This window comes from Bradyrhizobium yuanmingense, assembly GCF_029167105.1.
Lineage (GTDB): Bacteria > Pseudomonadota > Alphaproteobacteria > Rhizobiales > Xanthobacteraceae > Bradyrhizobium > Bradyrhizobium yuanmingense_A.
This window is the reverse complement of sequence record NZ_JARFML010000024.1, coordinates 21433-42353: the sequence shown is the minus strand read 5'-3', so window position 1 is coordinate 42353 and position 20921 is coordinate 21433. Positions and strand designations below refer to the sequence as shown.

Sequence of the window (20921 nt, the reverse complement as noted above, 5' to 3'; positions counted from 1 at the left end):
GGTCATACCGCCTCGATCAGCATGGCGCCGCCGAGCCCGCCGCCGATGCATTCGGTGGCAATTCCGCGCCGCGTGCCGAGCCGCTTCATCGCGTTGACGAGATGCAGCACGATGCGGTTGCCGGAGGTGCCGACGGGGTGGCCGAGCGAAATCGCGCCGCCGTCGACGTTCAGCCTCTCGCGATCGATCTCGCCGGCCGCGCCGTCGAGCCGCAATATTTCGCGGCAGAACTTGTCGTCGTTCCAGGCGGCGAGACAGCCGAGCACCTGCGTTGCGAAAGCCTCGTTCAGCTCCCAGGTCTCGACGTCCTCGAGCGTGAGGTCGTTGCGCTTCAGCAGCGGCGTCACCGACATCACCGGACCGAGCCCCATGATGCTGGGGCACGCCATCGTCGTGGTCGAAGAACTTGCCGTCACGGGAGAACGCAGTCTCGACCTCACCCTTCAGATAACCCGCGCTTTGCGCGTGCGCGAGCCGGCGATGGCTCTCGGCCGCGTAGGCATCCGCCTGCGCGCGCGTGATGCCGAAGAGATGGCCCACGACCTCTGCCGTCTGGCCCATGTTCAGCTCAGTGACGGGATCGGTCAGGCCGCGCTCGAGGCCGATGATCGGCTTGAGATCGCGCGGCCTCAGCTTGAACGCCGAGGCGAGCTTCTCGGCCATGCCCTTGGCGGTGGCAAGGCCGGCGAACCAGCGCACGCCGGAATTCGGCCAGACCAGCGGCGCGTGGCTGAGCGCCTCGGTGCCGCCGGCCAAAACCATGTCGGCATGGCCTTCGCGGATATAGCGGTAGGCGGTGTCGATCGACTGCATGCCCGAGCCGCAATTGATCTGCACGGTGAAGGCGACCATGTCCTCGCCCATGCCGAGCCGGAGCGCGGCGACGCGGGCCGGGTTCATCTCGTCCGCGATCACGTTGACGCAGCCGAGGATGACTTGGTCGAAGCTATCGGGCGAGAACGGCTGGCGCGCCAGCAGCGGCCGGCCGCATTGCACGGCGAGATCGACCGGCGTGAACGGCCCTGGCCCCGAACGCGCCTTCAGGAACGGCGTCCGGCTGCCGTCGACGATAAAAACCGGTCGTGCCATCAGCTCGCCGCCCTCTGCTCACCGAGTTCCTGGAAGAACTGATGCACATTGACGGTTTTCTTGTAAATCGGCGACAGTGCCTCCGGCGCAAAATCGTCGACCTCTATCACTTTTGTGACGGCTTCGCGGGCAGCGGCGAGTTGCTCGCCCTCGGCTTGCGTGATTACGCCCTTGCCGACGGCCTCCTTCCAGTCGCGGATATGCGCAGCTCGCATGCGCCTGGCGATCGCATCCGTCGCCGCGACCAGCTTGAACGCGTGCTCCAGCCGGGCGAAGCCGCCGTCGTCGTCGACATGGGCCAGATCCGGCGTGAGGCGCTCGCGTGCCGCCGACGGCTCCAGCACGATGGCAGCGCATTGGTGCACGATTCGGTCGGACGGGCCGAGCACGCGGGCGCCGAACGGCTGGACCACGAGCTTGAGGAAGCCGGCGACGAAGCGATTGGGCAGATTGGCCAGGATTTCGGCAAGCCGGTTCTCGATGGTCTTGAACCCGGTCGCCATGCACCATTCCAGCGCCGCGAAGTCCTCCTTCTGCCGCCCCTCGTCCTGCCAGCGCTTCAGCGCGGCCGAGAGCAGATAGAGCTCGGACAGAATGTCGCCAAAGCGGGCCGAGAGCATTTCCTTGCGCTTGAGCGCGCCGCCGAGCGTCAGCAGCGCCATGTCGGCGCAGAGCGCGAACGCCGCGGAATAGCGCGAGAGCTGGCGATAGAACGGCGTGGCATCGCCCGCATCGGGCACTGGGGCGAATGCGCCGAAGGTCCAGCTGCGACCCAAGGCGCGGAAGAGTGTCCGGAAGCTGTGGCCAACATGCTTCCAGAATGCCTTGTCGAACGCGCTGAGGCCGCGCTCGCGATCGGTATCGGCGAGCGCGTTCATCTCGTCGAGCAGGTGAGGATGGGCGCGGATGGCTCCTTGCCCGAACACGATGAGATTGCGGGTCAGGATATTGGCGCCTTCCACCGTGATGCCGACAGGCACGGCGCGGTGGAGATTGCCGAGATAGTTTTGCGGACCGTCGATCACGGCCTTGCCGCCATGGATGTCCATGGCGTCATCGATCGCGGTGCGCATCCGCTCGGTCGCGTGCAACTTCATGATGCCGGAGATGACGGCGGGATGGATGCCGGCATTCAGTGCCGCGCAGGTGAGCCGGCGTACGGCATCGAGCTGGTAGGCGGTCGCGACGATGCGCGCGAGCGGTTCCTCGACGCCTTCAAACTTGGAGATCGAAATTCCGAACTGCTCGCGGATGCGGGCATAGGCGCCGGTGGTGCGCGCCGCATAGGCGGCGCCGGCCGCCGACAGCGACGGCAGCGAAATGCCGCGGCCGGCGGCGAGCGCGGTCATCAGCATCTTCCAGCCCTGCCCCAGCCGCTCCTTGCCGCCGATGACGTAGTCGAGCGGGATGAAGACGTCGCGGCCCCAATTCGGGCCGTTCTGAAAGACCTGCATCGAGGGCAGATGACGCTGCCCGATCTCGACGCCTGGCAGGTTCGTCGGGATCAGCGCCACGGTGATGCCGAGCTCGTCCCGGCTGCCCACGAGATGATCGGGATCATAGGCCTTGAAGGCCAGACCGAGCAGCGTCGCGACTGGACCGAGCGTGATGTAGCGCTTGTGCCAGTTGAGGCGGAGGCCGACGACCTCGCGACCCTCGAATTCGCCCTTGCAGATGATGCCGGTGTCGAACATCGAGGCGGCGTCGGAGCCGGCTTCCGGGCTGGTGAGGCCAAAGCAGGAATCTCGCGGCCGTCGGCGAGGCGCGGCAGCCAGCGCTGCTGCTGCTCGTGCGTGCCGAAGCGCATCAGAAGCTCGCCGGGGCCGAGCGAGTTCGGCACCATCACGGTGACTGCGGCGGCGATCGAGCGGGTCGAGATCTTGCGCACCACTTCCGAATGCGCGTAAGGCGAGAAGCCGAGGCCGCCGAACTCCTTCGGAATGATCATGCCGAAGAACTTTTCGCGCTTGACGAAGTGCCAGACGTCCTGCGGCAGGTCGCGCGTTTCCCAGAAAATCTTCCACTCGTCGAGCATGGCGCAGAGCTCGTCGACGGGGCCATTGAGGAAGGCCCGCTCCTCGTCCGTCAGCGTCGCCTGCGGGACCTTCAGCAGCTTCGACCAGTCGGGGTTGCCGGTGAAGAGATCGGCATCCCACCAGACGTCCCCCGCCTCCAGCGCCTCGCGCTCGGTGTCGGACATCGCCGGCAGCACGCCGCGCGCCCATGAGAAGATCGGCTTTGTGATGGGGTCGCGGCGGAAGCTCATGGCGGACCTCATGCATCGGCGCGGTTAACAGGCATTTTAGCGGAAATCGGCTGGCGGAGGCGAACATCTCGCCTGCAACATTGACGCGGCCGGGCGGCCGCCCGAGCCATAACGGCCTGGGCGTGGGGACAGTTCCGGGAGGGGGTGGGGAGCTGAATGTCTCTCCGTTGTCATTCCGGGGCGCGCCGTCAGGCGCGAGCCCGGAATCCATACTTCCGATCGTGGTTATGGATTCCGGGCTCGACGCTACGCGTCGCCCCGGAATGACGTGTGGAGAGAGAGCGGAGGCCCCGGCCTAATCCGGCCGGACCATCTCGAACATGTTTTCCGGCTTGATCTCGAAATAATCGCCGCGCCGGCCGGCGCGGACGATGGGGCGGGCGGCGGCGGTCTGGTAGACGCCGTCCTTGATCAAGGCCTTGTCGATGTGGACGGCGACGACTTCGCCGAGCGTCAGCCAGGCGTCGGCCTCCTTGCCGTTGGCGCCCTTGAGGCGGACGATGTCGGACACCTTGCACTCGAAGGCGACCGGGCTCTCAGCCACCCGCGGCACATTGACCAGCTTGCCGGGCACGGCGGTGAGGCCCGCGACCTCGAACTCGTCGACCTCGGGGGCGACATGCGCCGCAGTCGCGTTCATGTGCTTGGCGAGATCCATCGTCGTCAGATTCCAGACGAACTCGCCGGTCTGCTGCATGTTCTCGACCGCGTCCTTCCAGTTGGTCGAGGAGAAGCCGATGATCGGCGGCACGTAGCAGAACGCGTTGAAGAAGCTGTAGGGCGCGAGGTTGACGTGGCCCCTGGCGTCGCGCGAGGAGATCCAGCCGATCGGCCGCGGCGCGATGATGGCGTTGAAGGGGTCGTGCTTGAGGCCATGGCCCTTGGAGGGCTCGTAGAAGTGCAGGTCTTTGTCGGTCACGCGCTGCTTCCTTTTCGTCATTGCGAGCGCAGCGAAGCAATCCAGAATCCCTCCGCGGAGACAGTCTGGATTGCTTCGCTGCGCTCGCAATGACGGAGTTGTGGGTCCGTCCCGGTCCGCCTCCGGCGGTCGTGCCGGGGCTATCAGTCTGCTTATATGAGGAAACGCCCCCGCCCGTCAGTGGCGCGGCGACAGACCCGCGATGACGAAATCGATCATCTGGTCGATGGTCGGGCCCGGCTTGGTGGCGCACTGGGCGATCATCTGGGGGTGGAAGAAACGGATCATCGCGGAGCAGGCGCACAGCGAGGCCAATTGCAGGTCCGGCGCCTCGAACTCGCCGGAGGCGACGCCTTGCGCGATCATCTGGCCGATGACGCCGGCGATGCACTCCATATGGGCGACGCAAACGTCCCAGTCCTCCTCCATCGCGATCGCGACCATCTCGTGCAGCTTGTTGTCGCCGACATAGCGCTCGGTGTTCATGCGATTGATGGTGGTGAGCAGCTCGCGGAAGCGCTCCTTGACCGGACCGGGCCTTGCCACGACCCGCTGCGCCTCCAGCTCGACCTCGCCCATCAGCGAGCGGGCCACCGCCTGATGGATCGCCTTCTTCGATTCGAAGAAGCGATACACGTTGGCGGGGCTCATCCTGAGCTCCTTGGCGATGTCGCCGACGGTCGTCTTCTGGTAGCCGATCTGGCGGAACAGCCGCTCGGCCACCTCGAGGATGCGATCCCGAGTGTCGACTTCGATATGTTCCGAAACAAGGGCCATTAGTCAGGACTCGCTGGTCAGCAGTCTTCTCATCTATTCAGCCGCTTCGGCAAGCGGAATTGCGTGCGGGTCATCGCTCCCATGCTGCGGCGCGGCCGGCTGCTCGGGCGTTCCGGCCTCGTCCAGGCTCTTGCGGAACCACAGGGCGTAGAGGCCCGGCAGGTACAGCAGCGTCAGGAAGGTCGCGACGAACAGGCCGCCCATGATGGTGATCGCCATCGGGCCCCAGAAGGCCGAGCGCGTCAGCGGGATCATGGCGAGAATGGCGGCGAGCGCCGTCAGCACCACCGGCCGGGCACGGCGGACGGTCGCCTCAACGATCGCCTCGCGCCGGGTCAGGCCGTGGCTGACGTCGGTCTCGATCTGGTCGACCAGGATGACCGTGTTGCGCATGATCATGCCGGCGAGCGCGATCAGGCCGAGCAGCGCCACGAAGCCGAACGGGGCATTGGCGACGTTGAGGCCAAGCGAGGCACCGACGATGCCGAGCGGCGCCGTCAGGAACACCAGGATCAGGCGTGAGAAGCTCTGCAGCTGGATCATCAGCAGTGTCAGCATCACCATGACCATCACCGGGAAGAGGATGAAGATCGAGGCGTTGCCCTTGGCGGATTCCTCGAACGCGCCGCCCGGCTCGATCCGGTAGGCCGGCTCGAGGTGATCCTTGATCGCCTTCAGCTTCGGCGTGATCTGGTTGGTGACATCAGGGGCCTGCACGCCGTCGACGACGTCGGAGCGCACGGTGATCGCCATGTCGCGGTTGCGCCGCCACATGATCGGCTCCTCATGGGCATACTCGATCTTGGCGATCTGCTGCAGCGGCACGGCGACGCCGTTGCGCGAGGTGATGGTGAGATCGCCGACGCCGCCGAGGTCGAGGCGCTCGGACGGGATCGCGCGGGCGACTACGCCGACCTTCTCGATGCCGTCGCGCACGGTCGTGACCTGCGAGCCCGAGATCAGCATCGCCAGCGCCTGCGAGACGTCCTGCGGGGTCAGGCCCATGGCGCGGGCGCGGTCCTGGTCAACGACGAGCTTGAGGTAGGGCGACTGCTCGTTCCAGTCGAGCTGGACGTCCTTGACGCTCTTGTTCTCCCGCATGACGTCGCGGACCTGGTAGGCGATCTCGCGGACCTTGTTGGCGTCGGGGCCGATCACGCGGAACTGCACGGGGAAGCCGACCGGCGGACCGAAATTGAAGCGGTCGACGCGCACGCGTGCCTCGGTCAGGAAGCCCTCGGCGGCCGCGGTCTCGATCTTGGCCTTGATGCGCTCGCGCGCCTCGACGCCCTTGGCCACGATGACGATCTCGGCAAAGGCCTCGTTCGGAAGCTGCGGGTTGAGGCCGAGCCAGAAGCGCGGCGAGCCCTGGCCGACATAGGCGGTATAGGTCTCGATGTCCTTGTCGTCCTTGAGCAGCGTCTCGGCCTTCTTCACCGCCTTCTCGGTGACGTTGAAGGCGGTGCCTTCCGGCAGGCGCAGCTGCAGGAACAGCTCGGGGCGCTCCGAGAGCGGGAAGAACTGCTGCTGGACCTGGCCGAAGCCGACGATGGAGGCGGCGAAGACGCCGACGGTCGCGACCACCACGGTGATGCGGTGGTTGACGCACCATTTCACGATGGCGCGCAGGCCCCGGTACATGCGGGTCTCGTAGACCGCATGCGGATCATGGTTGTGGTGCGCCTTCATCTCGGGCAGCAGCTTGACGCCGATATAGGGCGTGAAGATCACCGCCACGAACCAGGAGGCGACCAGCGCGATTGCCACGATCCAGAAGATGCTGCCGGCATATTCGCCGACCGCGGAATTGGCGAAGCCGATGGGGAGGAAGCCAGCGGCCGTGACCAGCGTTCCCGTGAGCATCGGAAACGCAGTTGATTCCCAGGCAAAGGACGCCGCACGCATGCGGTCCCAGCCCTGCTCCATCTTCACCACCATCATCTCGACCGCGATGATGGCGTCGTCGACGAGCAGGCCGAGCGCGATGATCAGCGCGCCGAGCGTGATGCGGTGCAGGTCGAGCGACATCGTGTTCATGACGATGAAGACGATGCCGAGCACCAGGGGCACCGACAGTGCGACCACGATGCCGGTGCGCCAGCCGAGCGCCAGGAACGAGACGAACAGCACGATGACGAGCGCTTCCATGAAGGAGTGCACGAACTCGCCGACGGCGTGCTCGACCACCTTGGGCTGGTCGGCAATCAGCTTGACGTCGACGCCCTGCGGCACCGCCTTCATGAAGTCGGCCGTCGCCTTCTCGACCTCCTTGCCGAGATCCAGGATGTTGGCGCCCTTGGCGGTGACGACGCCGATGCCGATGGCGGGCTTGCCTTCCTGGCGCACCACGAAGCTCGGCGGATCGACATAGCCGTGGGTGACCGTGGCGATATCGCCGAGACGGAACACGCGGCCGTTGCTCTCGACCGGCGTCTCGGCGACGGCCTTGGCACCGTCGAGCGCGCCGGTGACGCGCAGCGGCACGCGCTGCGAGGAGGTCTCGACCGTGCCGGCCGGCGTCACGTTGTTCTGCTTGGCGAGCGAATCGAACAGCGCCTGCGGCGTGATGCCCAGCGTGGCGAGCTTGGCGTGGCTGAACTCGACGAAAATGCGCTCATCCTGGTTGCCGTAGACGTCGACCTTGGTCACGCCGGGCACCTTGAGCAGGCGCTGGCGAAAACCTTCGGAGACCTTCTTGAGCTGGGCATAATCGGCGCCGTCGCCGGTCATCATGTAGAGGATGGAATCGACGTCGGAGAACTCGTCGTTGACGACGGGCCCGAGAATGCCGGACGGCAGCTGGCCCTGCACGTCGACCAGCTTCTTGCGCAGCAGATAGAAGAGGTAGGGCACGTCCTTCGGCGGCGTGTTGTCGCGGAAGGTCACCTGGAGCGCGGTGAAGGCGGGCTTGGAGTAGGTCTGCACCTTCTCGAAATAGGGCAGCTCCTGGATCTTCTTCTCGATGGGATCGGCAACCTGGGTCTGCATTTCCTGCGCGGTCGCGCCGGGCCAGATCACGGAGACATTGACCACCTTCACCGTGAAGAACGGATCCTCGGCACGTCCGAGCTTCTCATAGGAGAAGAAGCCGGCGACGCCGAGGATGATCATCAGGAAGAGCACCAGCGTCGGATGGCTGACGGCCCAGGCCGAAAGGTTGAAGCGCTTCATCGCACTCTCCGAAAGACGATCCAGTTGCAAACAACGACAGCCGCTCTGTTCAAACCGTCGTCGCGAGGCAGCGAAGCAATCCAGGGGGCTGGGCAGGTTCTGGATCGCTTCGCCGCTTCAGCCTTTGCTTAGGGACAAAGGCCGAAACTCGCCTCACACGACGTAACTCACTTCTCTTGCCGTTCCGGGGCGACCACAGGGCGACCCCGGAATGACAGGACTAGAAGCTCAGTGACGACACGATCCGCACACGCTGGCCGGGATCGAGCTTCTGCACGCCGAGGGCGACGATCTTGGCACCCTCCTCCACGCCGCCGGTGATGACGACGTCCTTGCTCTCGTAGGACTTCACCGTGACCGGCTTGAGCGTGACGCCACCGTTGTCGTCGACGACGTAGAAGGAGGGCTTGCCGCCTTCGTTGAAGAGCGCCGACAGCGGCAACCGCGCGACGCGCTCGGTCGCGGCATCCGACAGCGTAAGCGTCGCCGTCATGCCGAGCGCGACCTTGTCGTCGGCCTCGGGCAGCGAGAACTTTGCCAGATAGGTGCGCGTGGCGGGATCGGCCGCCGGCGCGATCTCGCGCAGCTTGGCCGTGTATTTCTTGTTCGGCTCGGACCAGAGAGTGACGCTGGCGACGCCCGACTTGGCACGTCCGACCAGCGTCTCAGGGATCGCGACGACCGCTTCCTTCTCGGCAAAGCGGGCGACACGGATCGAAGCCTGGCCCGCGGCAACCACCTGGCCGGGCTCGATCAGCGTTGCGGTGACGACGCCGCGGGCGTCGGCGTTGAGCGTCGCGTAGGAAAGGGAATTCTTGGTCAACTCGACCGAGCGCTCGGCCCGGTTCAAGCGTGCGCGGGCTTCATCGGCGGCGGCGCGGCTCTGGTCAAGCTGGGCGTCCGTGGTCCAGCCCTTGGCCTTGAGATCCTTGGCGCGCTGCTCGGCGGCGGCGGCCTGGGCCAGCACGCCCGTTGCGGCGGTCTGCTCGGCAACGGCCTGCTCGGCCTGGAGCTTCAGGTCGACCTCGTCGAGGGTGGCGAGCGGCTGGCCGACTTCGACCGTCTGGCCGACTTCGACGAGGCGCTTGGCAACCTTGCCGGCGACGCGGAAGCCCAGATCGCTCTCGATCCTGGGACGGATAGTACCGACGAAGCTGCGCTCCGGGGTCTCGGCAGCGTAATGGGCGGTTGCCACCAGAACCGGCCGCGGCGGCTCGGCCTTCTCGGCGACAGTATCATTGCACCCCGCCAGCGAAACGGCCATCAGGGCGAGCGCGGCTCCTGCCAAAAGCTTGGAATAGCTCGACAAAATCGACCGGACGAACATCGAAGGACACTCCTGCATCTCGATTGAGAGGAATGTCGACTGTTCACTGATAAAAGTCAATAATCGTCAGTCATCAGGAATCCGTGATCGTGAAGGAGTGGTAAGGGAGGGATAGCCTGGCCGCGAGGTGTTATTGTAGGGTGGCAAAGCGGAGCGTGCCCGCCAGACCGCTCTGCGGAGAAGACGGTGGGTACAGCGCGCGAAGTGCGCGCCTTTTGCCCGCCCTACAAGAATCCCCTCACCGCCCCTCGCCGGCGAATTCGTGCTTGCTGTCGTGTCCGCCGACGAACACCAGGATGCCGGCGAGCAGCGGCAGCACGGCAAGGACGAGCAGACCGGTTGAGGTCTGCCCCGTCGCTTCCTTGACCCAGCCGATCAGATAGGGCCCGCCGAAGCCGGCGAGATTGCCGATCGAGTTGATCAGCGCGATGGCGCCTGCGGCGGCCGTGCCGGAGAGCCAGGCGGTCGGCAGGGTCCAGAACACGCCGAAGCAGCAGAACACGCCGATCGCGGCGACCGTCAACGCCACCATCGTCAGCGTGGGATCGGTGAGATAGGAGGAGACGCCGAGCGCGACCGCGGTGAGCAGCAACGGAGCGCCGACATGCATGACGCGCTCGCGGCTCGCATCGGAGTGCCGCGCCCACAGGATCATGGCCATGGTGCCGAACAGATACGGGATCGCCGTGACGAATCCGGTCTGGGCGTTGGTGAGGCCGAACGCCTTGACGATCTGCGGCAGCCAGAACTGCATGCCGTAGAGCGCGCCGACGAAGCCGAAATAGACCAGGCTGAGCGCGATCACCTTGGGCGAGGACAGCGCCTCGCCGAGCGAGAAATGCTTCACCGCCTGCTTGGCCGCGACCTCCGAATCGAGCTTGGCTTTCAGCCATGCCTTCTGCTCGGCCGACAGCCAGTCCGCCTTCTCCGGCTTGTCGGTGAGATAGAACCAGGTGACGATGCCGAGCAACACCGACGGGATGCCCTCGATGATGAACAGCCACTGCCAGCCTTTCAGCCCCATCATGCCGTCGAGCCCGAGCAACAGGCCCGAGATCGGCGCGCCGATCACGGTCGAGACCGGCACCGCGATGGCGAAGGCCGCAAGAAAGCGGGCGCGATATTCGGCCGGATACCAATAGGTGAGATAGAGGATGATCCCGGGGAAGAAGCCGGCCTCGGCGACGCCGAGCAGGAAGCGCAGGACGTAGAAGCTGGTGACGCCGCTGACCACCGCCATCAGCGCCGAGATGATGCCCCAGGTCACCATGATGCGGGCAATCCAGCGGCTCGCGCCGAACTTCTCCAGCGCAAGATTGCTCGGCACCTCGAAGATGAAATAGCCGATGAAGAAGATGCCGGCGCCCCAGGAGAAGATCAGCGGGGTGAACTTCAGGTCCGCATTCATCGTGAGCGCGGCGAAACCGAGATTGACGCGGTCGAGATAGGAGAAGAAGTAGGCCAGCACCAGGAACGGAATCAGGCGCCAGGAGATGGCGCGGATGGTCGAGGTTTCGATGTCGCTCTTGCTGGCGCTCTCGGCACCGCCGACGGAACCGGCATAGGTGGTCTGGCTCATGGCACTTCCCCGGGTTGTTGCTTTTCTAGGGCGTGAGGCGGTTTTGAGCATCGCGGGCGAAGAGTCAATGGAACGAGCAATGCACGGAGCGCAGCCGGATCAACCCGTGGCGCCGCTCCGGATCTCGCTGATCCGCGCCGGCCTCGCGCTCGCGGTGATCGTCTGCGGACTGTCGCTGCGCTGGTACGGATTCCCGGTCGGGTTTCCAGCCTTCGTTGTGAAGTACGGCGGCTCGCTGTTGTGGGCCACGATGGTGTTTCTGCTGGTCGGGGTTTGCCTGCCGCGGCTATCGCGGACGCAGATTGCGGGCATCGCGATAGCGATTGCGGTCGTGGTCGAGTTTTCGCGCCTGGTGCATGTGCCGTGGCTCGATGCATTCCGCCTGACGACGGCCGGCGCGCTGCTGCTCGGCCGCATCTTTTCGCTTTGGAATCTGGTGGCCTATATGGTCGGGATTGCGTTCGGCATCTGGCTCGACGGCTGCGCCGCACGATCGCCCATGCTCAACCCGCAAAGGGCCGGCTCGACCCGCGAATGATCAGCTCCGTCGGCACGGTGAGACCACGGCCGCGCTCGATCTCGTCGCCGCGCATCCGCTCCAACAGCATGGTCGCAGCGTGGCGGCCCATGGCTGCCAGATCCCACGCGATTGCCGTGATCGGCGGCGTGTACAATTCGGCGAGGTCGGAATCGCTGCCGGCCACGACCGAAATCCCGTCGCCAACGAGAATGCCCATCGTCCGCAACGCGCGCAGGCAGCCGCCGAGCGTGTCCATCGCTGCGACGAAGAGCGCTGTCGGAGGCTCCGCGAGGCTCATGAGCGAGGCCGTCGCCCGATAGGCGTGCTCGCTCGAGAGCACATCGTCTCGCAACAGCCTCGGGTCCGGCTCGATGCCCGCCCCCGCATACGCCGCACGAAAGCCCTCGAGGCGGCTTCGCGACGGAAACGCCTTGAGGTCGCCGACCAGCATGGCGATCCGCCGGTGCCCGAGACCGAGCAGATGGCTGGTCGCCAGACGGGCGCCCGCGCGATGATCGGCCGTGACGCGATCGAGCGCATCGATGCGATCGCGGTCGATGAGGAGCACCGGCATCGGCGCCTCGGACAGCGCCGCGCGGACGTCCCGGTGCTGCTCGTCGCTCAGCGTCATCATCACGCCGTCCACGCGGCGCCTGCGGAAGGCACGCAGCAAGGCGATCTCGACGTCGGGCCGGTTGGTCGTGCTCGCCAGCAGCAGGGTGTATCCGGCTTCGCGCAGGACCGCCTCGGCCTCCTTGATGAACAGGGCAAAGCGCGGGATGTCGAAATCACGGATGGCGCAGGCCACGAGCCGCGACCGGCCCGCGCGCATGCTCTGCGCCGTGACATCGACCTCATAGCCGAGATGCGCCATCGCTCTTTCGACGCGCTCGCGCAGCTCCCGCGTCACCGCCGGATGATCGTTGAGCACACGGGATACCGTGCCGACCGCGACGCCGGCCTCTCGGGCGACGTCCTTGACCTTCACGGTTTGCGATCGGGGCGCGGGCGACGACATGCCAACTTATGAACCGGTTCATTGATCGGAGCAAGGTGGTGTGCCAGATCTTTCCGCAGAATTAGTGAAGTATCCACCAGCGGTCCCTGGAAAATGAAGCATAAATGAACCGATTCATTGACTCCGCAGCAGAACCAGGCACAATGACCACCGGCGGTGAAACGCCGCGCAAGGAGGCCCCAGCCATGCCGCAGCCCAGGATCGCCTTTGTCGGGTTTGGCGAGGCCGCACGGTGCTTTGCATCGCATCTTGCGGCGCAGACCGATGCACCGATGCTCGCGTTCTGTCAGGGCAAGACCAACGCACCGCCCTACTCTACAGCCTTTCGTGCGATGGCGGCCGGTTGTGGCGTCATGCTGGTCGACCGGCTCGAAGACCTGTCGGACGCCGACGTGATCTTTTCCGCCGTTGTCGTTGCCGTCGCGGCTGAGACAGGTGAGGCGATTTCCAGGATCATTCGTCCCGGCTCTCTCGTGGTGGACATCAACGCGGCGACCCCGCGCACAAAAAAACATGTCGCCGCAGCCGTGGAGGCGCGCGGCGGCCTGTTCGCGGATGCGAATCTGATGGGATCGGTCGACCTCTACGGCGCTGCGGTCCCGCTCTACACATCCGGCAGCGGCGCCGCGCGCTTCGCGGAGACTTTCGGGCCACTGGGCTTCCGCATCGAGGTGGCCGGTGCAGACGCCGGAACGGCGGCGGCGGTGAAGATGCTGCGGAGCGTGGTGACCAAAGGAATGGAAGCGCTGCTGGTCGAGGCGCTGACCGCCGCGACGCTCGCCGGCGTGCGCAACGAAACCATGCGCGGGCTATGCGCCTCGATGGATGCCACCACGTTCAGCAAGTTCCTGGACATGTGCGTCCGCTCAGACGTGCTGCATGCCGAACGCCGTGCCGTGGAAATGGACGGCGTGGCAGCGGGCCTGCGCGAACTGGGCTTTGATCCCGTCATGACGACCGCCACGGCGGCGCGCTTGAAGGTCTCCGCGCGCCTGGGCCTGCGGGAGGAATTTTCGGAACGCTCTGGCTACTCGGCCGACGAGGTGCTGGACCGATACGCTCATGTCGTGTCCGGAGCCTCGGCCGAGCTCGAAGACAGGCCGTAGACCGGACGACGACGATGCTCACTCCGCCAGTTGAAACCGCTCGAAACGGTCGAGCTCCTCCTCGATCACGCGCTTCAGCTCCTTGCGGCCCGCCGTCTTCCTGCCCTGCCCGACCCAGGTCCATTTCTGCATCAACAGCTTCTTGTTCTGCCGGTCGGTCTTGAGATCGAGCGCGGCGACGATCTCGTCCCCGACCAGCACGGGCAGCGCGAAATAGCCGAGCTTGCGCTTGGCTTTCGGCACATAGGCTTCGAACAGGTGGTTATAGCCGAAGATGAGGTTGGTGCGCTTGCGCTGGATGATCAGGGGATCGAACGGCGAGAGGATGTGGACGAGATCGGGCGACACCTCATGCGGCTCAAGCGCTGCAGGCGAGGCCCAGTGCTCCTGCCTACCGGCGCCCTCGATCGCGACGGGCACGAGCTCGCCGCGGCGGACGCGCGAGGCGATCAGGCGCGCGACCGGCTTCTTGCTGGGCGCATCGAGATGGCAGACCGAATCGAGGCTGACCACGCCCTGCGAGCGCAACGCGCGGTCGAGCAGATAGACCGTGATCTCGCTTGCCGGCGCCGGCTTCGGCAGCCTGTCCCAGCCGAAATGACGCGTCGTCAGCTCGTAGGTCTTGAGCATGCCCTGGCGCGCGCTGATGGTGACGGCCCCGGTATAGAAGGCGAGCTGCAGCGCCCGCTTCGAGGGCTTGCGGCTCTGCCACAGATGCTCCTTCTCGACGAGCACGTCGTCGTCGATGTCGCGGATCGTCAGCGGCCCGCCGCGCAGCAGCCGCATCACCTTGCGCGTGTCGGCCGGCTTCACCGCGGCGAACCATTTGTGCCCCTCGCGGCGGTGCTCGCGCATCGCCGGCAGGAAGAAGCGGAAGTCGTTCGCCGGCACGTAGGAGAGCGCGTGCGTCCAGTACTCGAACACGGTCTTGTCGACACTCTGGGCGTGGCGCAGATCGGCGCGGCGATAGGACGGGATCCGGCTGAACAGGATGTGGTGATGGCAACGCTCGATGACGTTGATGGTGTCGATCTGCACGTAGCCGAGATGGGCGACAGCGGCCGAGACGGCCTGTGCGCCTTCGCCGAACGGAGCGCGGTCGGTCAGCCGCTGAGCATGCAGCCAGATCTGCCGGGCCTGTGTCGTCGAGAGCGGAAGCGGTTTGGGCGTGCGGGACATTGCAGCGTGCAATGTAGCGGGATTCGCTGCGAGGGAAAAAGCGGGCACGAAAAAGCCGCGCTGCCATCTGCTGCCAGCGCGGCCATGACGTGTGGGATCAGGCGGAAGCCTACTTCTTCATCGCCATCGCCTTCTCGGCGTTCATATAGTGCTTGCACGCTCCGCGCATGTTGCCCTTGCTCATGTCGGAATTGGCCGCGGCCATCGACTTCCTCGCCGCCATCTTGGCGGGCGTGTCTTCGCCGCCCATGCCGGCAACGAGCTTTGCCATGTTTGCACTGGTGCACGCCATCTTGGCAGCAGATGCGGGGGACAGGGCAAGTGCGGCGAATGCCGTCGCGAGCAACAGGGTCTTCATCAAGTTTCTCTCCTCGAGTAGGAAGCCGGCCTGATGCCGGCCAACGCAATCGCCATTCTTCAGCCACAAGTTTGCAGGGAAAAGACAATATCGTTGCTGCGCTGCAGTGATAACCGCTTTTCAGCGTGCGGCTTTTGGGCGCTCCCCGACGCTGCCGGTGGCGACCTCCGGGTCGCAGATGGCCTTGCCACGTCCTTCCGCCTGGCAGCGATAGACACTGCCGGTGAGGCGATCGACCAGCCAGACGTTCTCGTCGGTCCGCCCTTCGAGCCCGACATAGCGGGAGGTCACCCCGGTGATCAATGTCGACAGCAGGATCGCCACCGCGATCATCGCCGCACCGACATAGATGGGCATTGCGTTCAGGGTCACTGTCCGATCCGGCGGGCCGCTGCGATGGAATTGATAGTCGCGCTGATAGTCGCTTGGCCTCGGCACAGGACGGAACTCGGCTCCCCTTCGCGTCGAATTATCGAATGATTGAAGCGTGTTAGGCGGGCATCTGGACGAATTCTTGTTCGCGGGCGGGCGGTGAGGCGACGCCTTTGCGACGTTCGGGTTTCCCGGAAACCCGGTGCGGCCGGCTCGAGGCAAACTGCGAATGACCGAACCGGACCACAGTTGACCTCGGCTCGCCGTTTCGAATGTGACCAATATCACATCAGGGCCGTTGAACCTGCCCTACGCTCGCTGCATCAAATCGCCATCAGGCGTAACAGCGAGGATACCACGATGACCCATTTGAATAAGTCTTTTGGACTGACGGCGATCACCCTGACAGCCGTCCTGTCGATGACGGCCGGCCTTGCGCTGGCCGGCGACAACAACATCTCCGCCGGCCAGATCGTCGATGCGCTGAAGCCGAAGCCGGCGACCCGCGGCCTGTCCGTTGGCCCCCAGACCGACACGACCGTGCAGGCCAAGGAAGCGACCTTCCTGAACACCGTGCGCAACCGCCCGACCCGGTCGCTCTCGACGGGCGAGCGCGAGCAGATCGCCGAGCTCGCTGCCACCAAGCCGAAGATCGATCTGGAGATCCAGTTCGACTACAATTCGGCCGACATCGCCAAGACCTCGATGGCCTCGGTGCAGGCGCTCGGCAAGGCGCTGTCCGATCCGGCGCTGAAGGGCTCGACCTTCGTGGTCGCCGGCCACACCGACGCGACCGGCGGTGAAGGGTACAATCAAGGGCTCTCCGAACGGCGCGCCGATACCATCAAGAAGTACCTGATGCAGAATTACGGCCTCAACGGCAACGATCTCGTCACCGTCGGCTACGGCGAGACCAAGCTGAAGGATGCCGCCAACGGCGCTGACGCCGTCAACCGCCGGGTCCAGGTCGTGAACATGGACACCAAGACGGCGGCGAAGTAGCTCTCGGCACCTGGGTTAAGACACGCCGCCTGCCGCAGCCCGGCGGGCGGCGAAATCATATCCAGCTTTGGAAAAGCATCAGCCGGTTGAAGTTCCCCATCGAGGTGCCGACGAAGGCCGCGGAAATCGGCAGCATGACTGCAAAGCCGACCGCCGCGACGCCGACATAGGCCCACAACAGCCAGCGCGGCAGCCCTTCGCGGCGCAGCACATAGACCAGCGCCAGGGACGCCGCGGTCGCGGCCGGCAGATAGTAATAGATGAAGCCCAGCGTGCGCGGCAGCAATGCCCAGGCGAGCCAGGGACCGAAGTAGAATGCCGCGATCAGGAATGCATCCCGGCGCCGCGCTAGGATGAAATCGCGCAGCACTATGGCGAGTGCGGGCAGAGCCGGCCAGAGCACGAGCGGATTGCCGAGGAAGACGATCGCGGCGATGTGGTCCTCCGCGGTCTTGTCGAACAGGAACCAGACCGGGCGCGCGAGCAGCGGCCAGGACGGCCATGCGCTCATATAAGTGTGGCCGGCGATGGCCGTCGTGGTGTTGTCGGCAAAGATCCGCCGCTGCGCCTCGATCAAGTCCGGCAGCGACAATCCATAGAGCGGAACGAAGGCGGCAAGATAAGCCAATGCCGGCAGGACGGCAAAGCAGAGCGCGACGTGATGCAGCTTCAGGCCGGGCCAAAGCTCCGGCCGATACCAGTCGTCCGGCTTCGCATCGGCGAACAGCGTGTGCCAGCCCTGCATCAGGCGGATCACCGCAACAATGACGATGCAGACGCCGAGCGGGAACAGGCCGCTCCATTTACACGCGGCCGCAAGGCCGAACAGGCTGCCCGCCACCGCGAACAGCGCTTGCGGCCGCTCTCTGCGAAACCCATGCATGAAGGCGGCGGTGGCGAGCAGGCCGAAGCCGAGCGCAAAGACATCGAGCATCGCGATGCGCGCCTGGACGTACAGCATCTGGTTGAAGGCTGCGATCAGCGCGGCGGCGATCGCCGGCGACTGCGCGGCGAACAACGCGAGTCCGCACAGATAGATCGCGACGATCGCGAGCGCGCCGAACAAGGTCGCGGGATAACGCCATCCAAGCGCGTTGTCGCCGAACGTTGCGATCGATGCCGCGATCATCTCCTTGGCCAGCGGCGGATGCATCGGATTGAGCATCGGTTGCGACATCGCGGGCGTCAGCATCTGGCGCGCCGCCGGCACGTAATGCACCTCATCGAACACGCATTTTTCCGGCGTGACGACGCCGATCAACAGCGCCAGATGCGCGATCAGGAAGATCGCGACAGCAATCACTGCACTCCGCGACACCTCGGGAACCGCAGGCAATTCGCGCATCTTTTGTGGGGCTGTCTTGCGTGGCAAATTGGCTTCACCGCGGAGAAAAATAAACTGCTTCCCGTCATTGAACGCATTCTGCCGCAACTGTCACTAAGCATGACGCACGTCCCGCGCCGCTTGTGATAATTCCGCCACATCAGAAGCGCGCGCGATCCGGTACGATCAGGGACACATCGATCGGTTGCGAAATGAATTTGCGTTTTTGCCTTTTCTCCACACTGCTCACGGCCGCAATCTGTGCGGCATCCGGCGCCGAAGCGCAGACGCGCGTCGGCCAGGCTGTCGTCATTCAGAACGAAGTGGTGCGCGTCGCCGCGACCACGACGCCGATTAATGTCGGCGACAGCATGCTGCGCGACGAGACCGTGCGGACCGGCGCCGACAGCGCGGCGCGTTTCGTGATGGCCGACAGCACCAATCTATCACTCGGGCCGAGCGCCACGCTGAAGCTCGACCGCACCGTCTTCAACGACGAGCACAGCTATCGCGACGTCGCGATCCGCATGACCACCGGCGCGTTCCGCTTCGTCACCGGACGCTCCGACAAGGCCGCCTACAAGATCACGACGCCGCTCGCCACCATCGGCGTGCGCGGCACCACGCTCGACATTCTCTCGCAGCGCGGGCGCTCCGTCGTCGTGCTTCAGGACGGCGCGGCCAGCGTGTGCACGAAGAGCGCCCAGTGCGTGCAACTCACCCAGCCCGGCGACACCGCCATCATCACCTCGACCGGCGGCAAGGTGAGCATCACCAAGACCAACACACCGCCCTGGACCTTCGCCGCCAATTGCGCCGCGAGCGCCGGCCTGTGCGCAATCAACCAGTATGCCGGCGCCTCGCCGACCATCACGCCTGCCGTCGCTGACGACGCCATGCTGTGCGGGCGCTGACGATGGCCAAATTCACCGTCCGGCGCTTCATCCTTGCCGCTGCGCTGGCCGCATCTGCGGCGTTTACGCTCGCCACGTTCGATACCCGACCGGCGGCTGCACAGGCCTCGGGGTGCGGGTCCGAGTGCGAACCGAATCCCACGCCGTCCCCGACCTATTCCCCGTCGCCGAATCCGTCGCCCACGCCGAGCCCCTCTCCGTCGCCTTCACCGAGCCCGGCTCCGTCGCCATCGCCAAGCCCGGCTCCGTCGCCGTCGGGACCGACCGGCGCGGATTCCAGTGGCAATTCGATCGGCGGCCTCGCCAATCAGCGCTTCAACCAGATGATCACCAACCGGGTGCTCGGCACGGTGCTGCTCGGCGTCAACGAGCAGATCAATTGCGGCGACTGCGTCAGCGCGTTCGGCTCGGCCGGCTCGTTCTCGGCCGGCATCCACGGCCGCAAGGCGCTGACCAATAATCTGTCGCTGCTCGCCGGCATCGCCTACACGCACTACGAAGGGGGCGGCTACCAGATCACGAGCGCTCCGATCGGCGCTTTCGCGCTGCGCTACGACTTCACCGACTGGGGCTCGTCGCGCCCGTTCTTCGACGTCGGCGCGATCCTGACGCCCTGGGAGAAGGCGCGCTACACCCGCAGTTACGACACCAGTCTCGGCCCGGTGAGCGTGACGAGTTCGACCAACGCGTCCAACTACGCCGTTTACGGCCGCGCCGGCTGGATCAGCCGCCTCTCGCCGCGCGACGAGGTCGCGGCCTCGATCGAGGTCTGGCAGCTCTGGCAGCGCGTCACCGGCTATAACGACAGCGCGGTGGCGTTCAATCCGTTCGATGCCAGGATCGCTGATGGAACCGACCGCACCAGCCTCGTCAAGATCGGCGGCCAGTGGACGCATCTGTTCGGCAGCAACATCGAGACCAACATCAATGGCGGCTGGGTGCAGTCCTTCGCCAGCCACAGCGGCATCGTCGCCACAGTGACCGGCCAGGGCACGGTGGTGCCGACCATAGGCAACCAGGGCTGGTTCGAATATGGCGGCCGCCTCGGCTTCCGCGTGCAGAAGGGCTGGATCGTGGACCTCTTCGCCAACGGCACGCTCGGCCCGCAGCCGGTCGGCAAGACCATCCACGGCGGCGTCGGGCTGCGGATTAACTATTGAGACAATTTCGTAGGGTGGGCAAAGCGTAGCGTGCCCACCACTTCTTTCTCAGCCGCCGAAAGACCTGGGCACGGCGCAAACGCGCATTGCCTCCCAACGACACCCAGAGCGTGATGAGATCAGTTCGGTCGCCACAACGGCCGTGTACTCCCTCTCCCGCTTGCGGGAGAGGGCTGGGGAGAGGGTGTATCCGCGATGGGACAATCCCCCAGAGGAGAAAGCCCTCACCCGCGCCTTCGGTGCGACCTCTCCCGCAAGCGGGAGAGGTCGCACCGAGCCCGTGGCAATCGCCTCAACCCAAAGCCATTCCGCTTTAGGTTGACGTCACGCCGCCGACCTGCCCTCGAACGCGCGCCGCAGCACCTCGACGTCCAGCTTGACCATCTTCATCATCGCCTGCATCGCGCGCGCGGCTGCGGCCTTGTCCGGGCTCGACAGGAACTCGAACATCGCCTTTGGTACGATCTGCCAGGCCACGCCCCAGCGATCCCTCAACCAGCCGCACTGCTCCGCCTTGCCGCCATGGGCGAGGAACGCGTTCCAGACGCTGTCGACCTCTGCCTGGTCGTCGCAATGGATCATCAGCGAAATGGCGTGGGTATATTCCATCTTCATGCCGCCATTGAGCGCGACCAGCGGCTGTCCGGCCACGGTGAACTCGACGACGAGCACGGAGCCTTCCTTGCCGGACGGGCCGTCCGCAACGTTGCGCTGAACGTGTGTGATCGCCGAATTCGGGACCAGCGAGACGTAGAATTTTGCAGCGTCCTCGGCATCGCCGTCGAACCACATGCAGGGCACGAGCTTGGACATGGTGAATGCTCCTCTTCAGGTCTACGT

The 20921-nt window shown here is 65.3% G+C and carries 16 protein-coding genes and 2 pseudogenes; 5 read left to right on the top strand and 13 right to left on the bottom strand.

The window, feature by feature from the left end:
• Window positions 1–2: 2 nt before the first annotated feature.
• From P0R31_RS27280 to P0R31_RS27250, 7 genes and pseudogenes are all read right to left on the bottom strand, one after another.
• Window positions 3–1089: pseudogene (locus P0R31_RS27280) on the bottom strand (beta-ketoacyl synthase N-terminal-like domain-containing protein).
• Window positions 1089–3355: pseudogene (locus tag P0R31_RS27275) on the bottom strand (acyl-CoA dehydrogenase). The pseudogenes P0R31_RS27280 and P0R31_RS27275 overlap by 1 nt, the downstream one beginning before the upstream one ends.
• A 295-nt stretch (window positions 3356–3650) precedes the next feature.
• Window positions 3651–4274, bottom strand: coding sequence for a flavin reductase family protein (locus tag P0R31_RS27270; RefSeq protein WP_275517477.1), 624 nt, complete (start codon window positions 4272–4274; stop codon window positions 3651–3653).
• A 177-nt stretch (window positions 4275–4451) separates the two neighbouring features.
• Window positions 4452–5051 (bottom strand): TetR/AcrR family transcriptional regulator, encoded by a 600-nt coding sequence (locus tag P0R31_RS27265; protein ID WP_275517475.1) that lies wholly within the window; start codon window positions 5049–5051, stop codon window positions 4452–4454.
• A 33-nt stretch (window positions 5052–5084) separates the two neighbouring features.
• Entirely contained in the window at window positions 5085–8222 is a 3138-nt protein-coding gene (locus P0R31_RS27260; protein ID WP_275517474.1) for an efflux RND transporter permease subunit, read from the bottom strand.
• A gap of 220 nt (window positions 8223–8442) precedes the next feature.
• Window positions 8443–9549, bottom strand: a complete 1107-nt coding sequence (locus P0R31_RS27255; protein ID WP_275517472.1) for an efflux RND transporter periplasmic adaptor subunit — start codon at window positions 9547–9549, stop codon at window positions 8443–8445.
• Window positions 9550–9787: 238 nt separating this feature from the next.
• Window positions 9788–11128, bottom strand: coding sequence for an MFS transporter (locus P0R31_RS27250; protein ID WP_275517470.1), 1341 nt, complete (start codon window positions 11126–11128; stop codon window positions 9788–9790).
• 79 nt (window positions 11129–11207) lie between these two features.
• Here P0R31_RS27250 and P0R31_RS27245 point away from each other — a divergent pair, with 79 nt between their 5' ends.
• Window positions 11208–11666 carry a DUF2809 domain-containing protein gene (locus tag P0R31_RS27245; RefSeq protein ID WP_275517468.1) on the top strand — a complete coding sequence of 153 codons (459 nt, stop codon included), beginning with the start codon at window positions 11208–11210 and terminating at the stop codon, window positions 11664–11666.
• Here P0R31_RS27245 and P0R31_RS27240 read toward each other — a convergent pair.
• Window positions 11632–12636, bottom strand: a complete 1005-nt coding sequence (locus P0R31_RS27240) for a LacI family DNA-binding transcriptional regulator (RefSeq protein ID WP_275517466.1) — start codon at window positions 12634–12636, stop codon at window positions 11632–11634. The genes P0R31_RS27245 and P0R31_RS27240 overlap by 35 nt on opposite strands.
• Window positions 12637–12770: 134 nt before the next feature.
• Between P0R31_RS27240 and P0R31_RS27235 the strand changes: the two genes are divergently transcribed.
• A complete protein-coding gene (locus P0R31_RS27235) occupies window positions 12771–13772 on the top strand; it encodes a DUF1932 domain-containing protein (protein WP_275517464.1) in 1002 nt (333 codons plus the stop codon).
• 18 nt (window positions 13773–13790) lie between these two features.
• On the opposite strand, the gene P0R31_RS27230 is transcribed toward P0R31_RS27235, so the two are convergent.
• The 3 genes from P0R31_RS27230 to P0R31_RS27220 form a co-directional block, all read right to left on the bottom strand.
• A complete protein-coding gene (locus P0R31_RS27230) occupies window positions 13791–14951 on the bottom strand; it encodes a winged helix-turn-helix domain-containing protein (protein WP_275517463.1) in 1161 nt (386 codons plus the stop codon).
• 109 nt (window positions 14952–15060) lie between these two features.
• The gene (locus P0R31_RS27225) at window positions 15061–15309 is read right to left on the bottom strand and encodes a hypothetical protein (protein WP_275517461.1); all 249 of its coding nucleotides are present in this window, start codon (window positions 15307–15309) and stop codon (window positions 15061–15063) included.
• 120 nt (window positions 15310–15429) lie between these two features.
• Window positions 15430–15666, bottom strand: coding sequence for a hypothetical protein (locus P0R31_RS27220; RefSeq protein WP_275517563.1), 237 nt, complete (start codon window positions 15664–15666; stop codon window positions 15430–15432).
• Between the two features lie 375 nt (window positions 15667–16041).
• Here P0R31_RS27220 and P0R31_RS27215 point away from each other — a divergent pair, with 375 nt between their 5' ends.
• Window positions 16042–16683: an OmpA family protein gene (locus P0R31_RS27215; RefSeq protein ID WP_275517459.1), complete on the top strand. Its 642-nt coding sequence runs from the start codon at window positions 16042–16044 to the stop codon at window positions 16681–16683.
• A 55-nt stretch (window positions 16684–16738) separates the two neighbouring features.
• On the opposite strand, the gene P0R31_RS27210 is transcribed toward P0R31_RS27215, so the two are convergent.
• A complete protein-coding gene (locus P0R31_RS27210) occupies window positions 16739–18028 on the bottom strand; it encodes a phospholipid carrier-dependent glycosyltransferase (protein WP_275517458.1) in 1290 nt (429 codons plus the stop codon).
• Between the two features lie 191 nt (window positions 18029–18219).
• Here P0R31_RS27210 and P0R31_RS27205 point away from each other — a divergent pair, with 191 nt between their 5' ends.
• The gene (locus tag P0R31_RS27205; protein ID WP_275517457.1) at window positions 18220–18921 is read left to right on the top strand and encodes a FecR family protein; all 702 of its coding nucleotides are present in this window, start codon (window positions 18220–18222) and stop codon (window positions 18919–18921) included.
• A 2-nt stretch (window positions 18922–18923) separates the two neighbouring features.
• Window positions 18924–20081, top strand: coding sequence for a hypothetical protein (locus P0R31_RS27200; protein WP_275517456.1), 1158 nt, complete (start codon window positions 18924–18926; stop codon window positions 20079–20081).
• A gap of 324 nt (window positions 20082–20405) precedes the next feature.
• Here the strand turns inward: P0R31_RS27200 and P0R31_RS27195 are convergent, their stop codons facing one another.
• Window positions 20406–20894, bottom strand: coding sequence for a VOC family protein (locus P0R31_RS27195; protein WP_275517455.1), 489 nt, complete (start codon window positions 20892–20894; stop codon window positions 20406–20408).
• Window positions 20895–20921: the final 27 nt, after the last annotated feature.

What these genes read in the sequence shown, in the direction of transcription:
- P0R31_RS27220 (WP_275517563.1), bottom strand. Translation starts at nt 15,666, where the DNA reads ATGCCCATCTATGTCGGTGCGGCGATGATCGCGGTGGCGATCCTGCTG.
- P0R31_RS27255 (WP_275517472.1), bottom strand. Translation starts at nt 9,549, where the DNA reads ATGTTCGTCCGGTCGATTTTGTCGAGCTATTCCAAGCTTTTGGCAGGA.
- P0R31_RS27200 (WP_275517456.1), top strand. Translation starts at nt 18,924, where the DNA reads ATGGCCAAATTCACCGTCCGGCGCTTCATCCTTGCCGCTGCGCTGGCC.
- P0R31_RS27260 (WP_275517474.1), bottom strand. Translation starts at nt 8,222, where the DNA reads ATGAAGCGCTTCAACCTTTCGGCCTGGGCCGTCAGCCATCCGACGCTG.
- P0R31_RS27225 (WP_275517461.1), bottom strand. Translation starts at nt 15,309, where the DNA reads ATGAAGACCCTGTTGCTCGCGACGGCATTCGCCGCACTTGCCCTGTCC.
- P0R31_RS27250 (WP_275517470.1), bottom strand. Translation starts at nt 11,128, where the DNA reads ATGAGCCAGACCACCTATGCCGGTTCCGTCGGCGGTGCCGAGAGCGCC.
- P0R31_RS27205 (WP_275517457.1), top strand. Translation starts at nt 18,220, where the DNA reads ATGAATTTGCGTTTTTGCCTTTTCTCCACACTGCTCACGGCCGCAATC.
- P0R31_RS27230 (WP_275517463.1), bottom strand. Translation starts at nt 14,951, where the DNA reads ATGTCCCGCACGCCCAAACCGCTTCCGCTCTCGACGACACAGGCCCGG.
- P0R31_RS27235 (WP_275517464.1), top strand. Translation starts at nt 12,771, where the DNA reads ATGAACCGATTCATTGACTCCGCAGCAGAACCAGGCACAATGACCACC.
- P0R31_RS27210 (WP_275517458.1), bottom strand. Translation starts at nt 18,028, where the DNA reads ATGCGCGAATTGCCTGCGGTTCCCGAGGTGTCGCGGAGTGCAGTGATT.
- P0R31_RS27215 (WP_275517459.1), top strand. Translation starts at nt 16,042, where the DNA reads ATGACCCATTTGAATAAGTCTTTTGGACTGACGGCGATCACCCTGACA.
- P0R31_RS27265 (WP_275517475.1), bottom strand. Translation starts at nt 5,051, where the DNA reads ATGGCCCTTGTTTCGGAACATATCGAAGTCGACACTCGGGATCGCATC.
- P0R31_RS27195 (WP_275517455.1), bottom strand. Translation starts at nt 20,894, where the DNA reads ATGTCCAAGCTCGTGCCCTGCATGTGGTTCGACGGCGATGCCGAGGAC.
- P0R31_RS27245 (WP_275517468.1), top strand. Translation starts at nt 11,208, where the DNA reads ATGCACGGAGCGCAGCCGGATCAACCCGTGGCGCCGCTCCGGATCTCG.